Annotated in this window: 7 protein-coding genes and 1 tRNA gene; all 8 read left to right on the forward strand. The window is 35.5% G+C overall.

From position 1 onward, the window contains the following. The coding region (locus VLZ86_RS02680; RefSeq protein ID WP_325448470.1) for a phosphate acyltransferase at positions 1-175 on the forward strand (175 nt) is incomplete at its 5' end. Positions 176-253: 78 nt separating this feature from the next. Continuing rightward, positions 254-1,438, forward strand: coding sequence for an acetate kinase (locus tag VLZ86_RS02685; protein ID WP_325448457.1), 1,185 nt, complete (start codon positions 254-256; stop codon positions 1,436-1,438). Positions 1,439-1,744: 306 nt separating this feature from the next. Further along, positions 1,745-2,152: a hypothetical protein gene (locus VLZ86_RS02690; RefSeq protein ID WP_325448459.1), complete on the forward strand. Its 408-nt coding sequence runs from the start codon at positions 1,745-1,747 to the stop codon at positions 2,150-2,152. Continuing rightward, positions 2,149-3,003 (forward strand): hypothetical protein, encoded by an 855-nt coding sequence (locus VLZ86_RS02695; RefSeq protein WP_325448462.1) that lies wholly within the window; start codon positions 2,149-2,151, stop codon positions 3,001-3,003. The genes VLZ86_RS02690 and VLZ86_RS02695 overlap by 4 nt, the downstream gene beginning before the upstream one ends. Before the next feature lie 148 nt (positions 3,004-3,151). Then, complete coding sequence (locus VLZ86_RS02700) at positions 3,152-3,559, forward strand: hypothetical protein (RefSeq protein ID WP_325448464.1); 408 nt, start codon at positions 3,152-3,154, stop codon at positions 3,557-3,559. Beyond that, positions 3,546-3,836, forward strand: a complete 291-nt coding sequence (locus VLZ86_RS02705; RefSeq protein WP_325448466.1) for a hypothetical protein — start codon at positions 3,546-3,548, stop codon at positions 3,834-3,836. The genes VLZ86_RS02700 and VLZ86_RS02705 overlap by 14 nt, the downstream gene beginning before the upstream one ends. Positions 3,837-4,109: 273 nt before the next feature. Beyond that, a tRNA-Arg gene (locus VLZ86_RS02710) sits at positions 4,110-4,183 on the forward strand. A gap of 220 nt (positions 4,184-4,403) precedes the next feature. After that, positions 4,404-5,675 (forward strand): site-specific integrase, encoded by a 1,272-nt coding sequence (locus tag VLZ86_RS02715; RefSeq protein WP_325448468.1) that lies wholly within the window; start codon positions 4,404-4,406, stop codon positions 5,673-5,675. Positions 5,676-5,897: the final 222 nt, after the last annotated feature.

Raw genomic sequence — 5,897 nt, forward strand, 5'->3', positions numbered from 1 at the left:
TCTAAACACAGGAAATAATACTTATAAAGCAGTACAAAGAGAAACAAATTCATTGGCGATTGGACCTATTATCCAAGGTTTGAACAAACCGGTTAACGATTTAAGCCGCGGCTGTACTATAGATGACATTTATAATACAGTTATTGTAACAGCAATTCAAGCGCAAGGAATCTAATGAGTACTAAGAATTAAGTATAAAGTATTAAGTATTAAGAAAGAGGTATTACGGCAAAACGTCGAAAATTAAAGATATATGAAGATATTAATTATCAATTCCGGAAGCTCATCCATTAAATTTCAATTAATGGATATGCCTTCCGAAACATTAATATGCAGTGGATTAGTGGAGCGCATCGGCTATAAAAATGCGACTATAAATTATAAAACCAATGGCAATAATCTAGAACAAACACATACTATTGAGTCGCACAAGCAAGGTCTTAAAAGAGTTGTAGCGTTACTACTTGATCCTGAAATTGGCGTGATTGCCCACACTAATGAAATTGAGGTGGTTGGCCATCGCGTTGTTCATGGTGGCAACTCATTTTCAGACACCACATTAATTACTTCAGAAGTTAAGGAAAAGATTCAAGAATACGCTGCTTTGGCACCTTTGCACAATCCTGGAAATCTTGAAGGCATCCTTGTATCTGAAGAAATTTTTCCTTTGGCAAAACAGGTGGTTGTTTTCGATACTGCTTTTCACCAAACCATTCCTGAAAAAGCTAAAAGGTATGCCATTCCTATGAGCCTATATGAAGAGCACGGCATTCAGGTTTATGGTTTCCATGGCACAAGTCACCAATATGTTTCAGAAAAAGCGATCGCATATTTAGGTCTAGATTCATCTAAAATTATCACAATTCATTTGGGAAATGGGTGCAGCATGACTGCCATTGTGGACGGCATAAGTGTAGATCATAGTTTAGGGTTTACACCTTCCAACGGTTTAATTATGGGCACCAGAAGTGGTGATATTGATCACGCCATTATCTTCCATTTGGTCAATAATTTGGATTACAGTTTGGATGATGTAAAAACGCTGCTCACCAATCAAAGTGGAATGCTGGGTCTCACAGGATATATGGATTTAAGGGACATTCAAGCCGAAGCTGAAAATGGAAATAAAGATTGCCAATTGGCATTGACGATGAACACCTACCGCATTAAAAAATATATTGGTTCTTACGCTGCGGCGATGAATGGCTTGGATGCGATTGTGTTTACGGCAGGCATTGGAGAAAATTCAAATCTCATCAGAAGATTGGTTTGTGAGGATCTAGAGATTTTCGGAATTCATTTGGACAACAACAAGAACGATAAACGATCGGGCGATTTGAGAGAAATAAATACAACTGCATCCAAAGTGAAAATTTTGGTCATTCCAACCAATGAGGAACTAGAAATTGCGAAGCAAGCGTTTGAGTTGGTGAATTAGATTTTATAAGAATAAAACTAGAGTAGAAGAAGTAGTATTTTGGTGCTACTTTTTTTATTTTTTATTTAGGATGATGTTAAGATTATCTTTGCGCGACTTTCTTACTGCATAGAAAGATGAACGATTATTTTCTAAACATTGATTTTTTTAGCGATATCTGAAATCAATATTGTGAATTTCTCCTTAGCTATTAATAAGTTAAAATATTATATCTTGCTAAATAATAAACGTGCATATGTTGCTGATTTATCACTGTTTTATTTCATCATTTAGGATTTCCTTCGTTTAATAATCCAAGTAGGTTCAATGAACAACACAATAAAAGAGTTCGTCTTGAAATATGGCATTCCTACGATTGCGGTTATTGTTATTGCTCTACATGTATTTCTTGTGAATACCAAAAATCTCAGTAAATGGAAAGGTGGCGGCTATGGAATGTACACTGAAATTCATTATTTCAGTAACCAAATATACATTCCTGGTATGTCTTTAGATTCTTTATTAAAAGACAATCGGGAAATGAAAAAAACTCTCGGTTATTTAATGCTAATGCCAAACACCGATAATCTCAATAAAGCTGCACAATTAATTCTGAAAACTTCCCAGAAGGATAGCATTCATGTACAAATCTGGAAACCAATTGTCAATTCAAAAAACGGTCACTATTCAAGAGTTTTAATAGATGAAATATACTTAAAAACTACAGGATTTTGAAATATTTGACCGTCATAAAGCACACATTAAAAGATCGTATTGCGCTGGCAAACCAATTGTTAATTTTGATACTTGCCGCTTATGTTTTCATTATGGCTGAAGAACACCGGCGCTGGAAAATCCCGGTATTGTTCATTGGATTATTGAGTTGGTTTTTTGTTCGTCATAAAAACAAACATCCCATCATTTGGATTACATTTTTTGTTCTTTTGGCTGTCGATCTCTGTTTCAAATATTTTTGGGTTGCCAACCATCATTTTATGTTGATGTTTATGGTGCTTTCGGTCTTAATCTATAGCTATCACAAACGCCCTGATATTCTCCTGACAAACATTCAGATCCTTTTGGTGATTGTTGTTCTAACCTCCGTTGTTCAAAAACTCATGTCTCCCCAGTTTATGAGTGGTGACTTCTATTATTATATGACCAATCGCGGTGCTCTCTTCAGGAATTTCATTAACTTTTTTCCAGAAAAGTTGGAGATTGTAAAGAGTAATTCAAAAAGCGTCTTTGATTTGCACGCTCTTGATCCCAATTTAGAAGATCATATCGTATTCAAGAACGTCTTACCAAACCTCGGTTCAATCAGTATAATCTTTGTTTGGGTCACCGTGGTGATTGAATTGGTTGTCGCTATCGCTTTACTTTTTAAGCCGAAAAGCCTTTGGACACATCTGTTTTTTGCAGCAATGATTCTTGGCATATTATGTACACGTTTTGAAACGGGTTTTATGGCATTACTATCCATCGGTGGACTATATTTATGTAAGAATCTTTATTTACAACTTTTATATGTTTTGATTGTAATAGGATGTTTTATATTGATTTTAACCAAACTGGGGTACCACTAGGATTTTCTTTGGCAAGTTACTTTTAGTATTTTTGAGATCTATCCGTATAATTTAAATGATTCGAAATTTTATTGTATAATATGATTCACTTCTAGAAATGCAGGCAAATTTTAAATAAACCATAATCATCTCATATTTAATTAAATTGATGAATCTCAAAGAACATTACAACAAGCTTTATCAAGAATCCATTCGTAAAATTTCATCCGATAATTACGAAATTGATCCTATGCTCCATGCCGATAATGATAATCGTTTTGGAGTGTCACTTTTGATCAGACCGCCTTTAGAAATCAAAAACGAGATTCAGAAATTTCTTAACCAACTTAAATGCATTGAACCTGATCAATACTATTATCCAAACTCTGATATTCATATTACAGTCCTCTCCATAATTTCTTGTTATGAAGGTCTTAAACTGTCAAATCTTAATGTGCCTGATTACGTCGGGCTTATAGAAGAAAGCCTAAAACGTTCAAAACATTACCATAAGTTGTATAGGCGTTACCGCTTCGCCATCTTGTGTTATGATACAAGGATTTATGGAGGACAGTAGTTTAAATGAGATAAGGGATAACCTGAGGAGAGACTTTAAAGATTCTACTTTGGAACAAAGTATGGACGAGCGCTATTTGATTCAAACAGCACATGCCACCGTGTTTCGCTTTAGCCAACAATTAACTCAAAAAGAGAAATTCCTGGAACTTTTAGAAAACTATAGAAATCATAATTTTGGAACTTTTCAAGTAAATGAACTCGAACTTTCTTATAATGATTGGTACCACCAAGAAAGATTGGTCACAAATCTTCATCAATTTAAGATGATAAATTGAAATTATGCTATGGCGAAGCCGAATACATTGTGTTTTTTAATAAATACTTAATTTTTTTTCGAGGGATAAATACCGAAATAGTAAACTTAAGTAATTAGTAATTAAGGTTTTTGATTTTTTATTTATTCGTGAGATAAAATCATGAAAAATTAAGAACAATTTTTTCTCTTTTTGTTTATGATGTTTTAATAGAAATTGTATATTTGCCGACCGTAAGACAAATAAGATCCGTTTTATTTTGTCTTTACCATTTCAGAACAACAGTTCTTGAATGGGCTCGTAGCTCAGCTGGATAGAGCACCTCCCTTCTAAGGAGGCGGTCACAGGTTCGAATCCTGTCGGGCTCACTTAAAGCTTTATCAAAAAGCACCAAAGGCTTGTAAAACATAGGGTTTTACAAGCTTTTTTATTTTCAGGTATATCCTTTAAATTCATTATATTTGAAATAATTGGTCAACAATTCGGTCAACAAAAAAGTTTGGTAAAAATGGGGCCCGAATTGTTGAAATTATAGCATAGTTGATTTGACTCTTGTCTCACAAAGTTTAATCTTTAAGACATACAACTATGGCAATTTCAAAATCATTTTCTATCCTATTCTGGATAAACGCTTCACGTGCAATAAATAATGAGGCGGAAATTTTCGCGCGGATTACCGTAAATGGTAAACGCGTCAACCTCAGTTTAAAAAGAAAAGCAAACCTTGATCAATGGGATTCAAAAACTAAACGTTTAAAAGGCAATACCACATTCTCCAGACAAACCAATCAATATCTGGAAGAAGTCCATTCCCAAATCTTCCAAATCTATCAGGATCTTAAATTCAAGGGCAAGCTCATCACAGCCCAACTTGTAAAAGCTCACTACACTGGAGGAGGAGAGGATCAAGGCAAATCACTATTTGATATTATCAATTATCACAAAGTAAAAACCACTAATACATTGGCGAAAGGTTCCATCCGGCTCTTTGGGGTTACCGAATCCCACGTGGCAAGGTTTCTAAAGAAACATCGCAAAACCACAGACGTTTACCTAAAAGAAATCAACTACGAGTTTTTAACCGATTTCCAAGGCTATCTATCCAATCTTTATCCTGCAGGCCATCCCAAGTCGCTATGCAATAACACGGTGATGAAACACATTCAGCGCCTTCGTAAAATTGTCACCTTGGCCTATCATTTGGAATGGGTGGATAAGGATCCTTTTGTACGTTGGCAGATGTCCTTTGAAAAAACCAACCGGGAATTCCTATCCGAAATTGAATTGCACAATCTGGAAACCAAACAATTTGTTTCAGACCGACTCGATCGCGTGCGCGACCTGTTCGTTTTCAGTTGTTACACCGGGATCAGTTATGTGGATATTATGAAACTAACCACAGACCATGTCGCCATGAATATCGACGGCAGTCATTGGATAATGAGCACAAGGCAAAAGACGAATACGGTGATCAAAGTCCCACTATTACCAAAAGCCATGGTCATCATCAAAAAATATAAGGACCATCCCGTAACGGTCGTATCCAAATCGTTGCTACCTGTGCTGTCCAACACAAAGTTGAACGCCTATCTCAAAGAAGCCGCAAATGTCGTAGAAATTAAAAAGAACCTCACCTTTCACATGGCGCGGCATACTTTTGCAACCACCATTGCCTTATCCAACGGAGTCCCGATTGAAACCGTTTCCAAAATTCTGGGCCACACCAAAATCTCAACCACCCAAATTTATGCCAGGGTACTCGAGCATAAAATTAGCTCGGACATGAATAATCTAAAAAACATTTTAGAAATCAAGAATAGTAAGGAAAAGCAAACCGGAACGGCAAACAGTGTTAACTAGTTGGTTGTTAGTTTCTAAGTAGTTAATATTTTTTGTTAGATTGAATATATTTTATAGCTTGTTGTGTTCATTTAACGTCCTAACATGGATAGGACGGACAAAGTGAACCACTTGCAGCGGATGAAAGTGAGCATAGCAAAATAAGTGCTCAAAATCGATTCATTTGTGGTTAAATTTAGTGATTATCTTTTAATTTTTTGCGCATAGATTCTCCTTTAATAT

Origin of the sequence: Gelidibacter sp. (assembly GCF_035515035.1) — a bacterium.
Lineage (GTDB): Bacteria > Bacteroidota > Bacteroidia > Flavobacteriales > Flavobacteriaceae > Gelidibacter.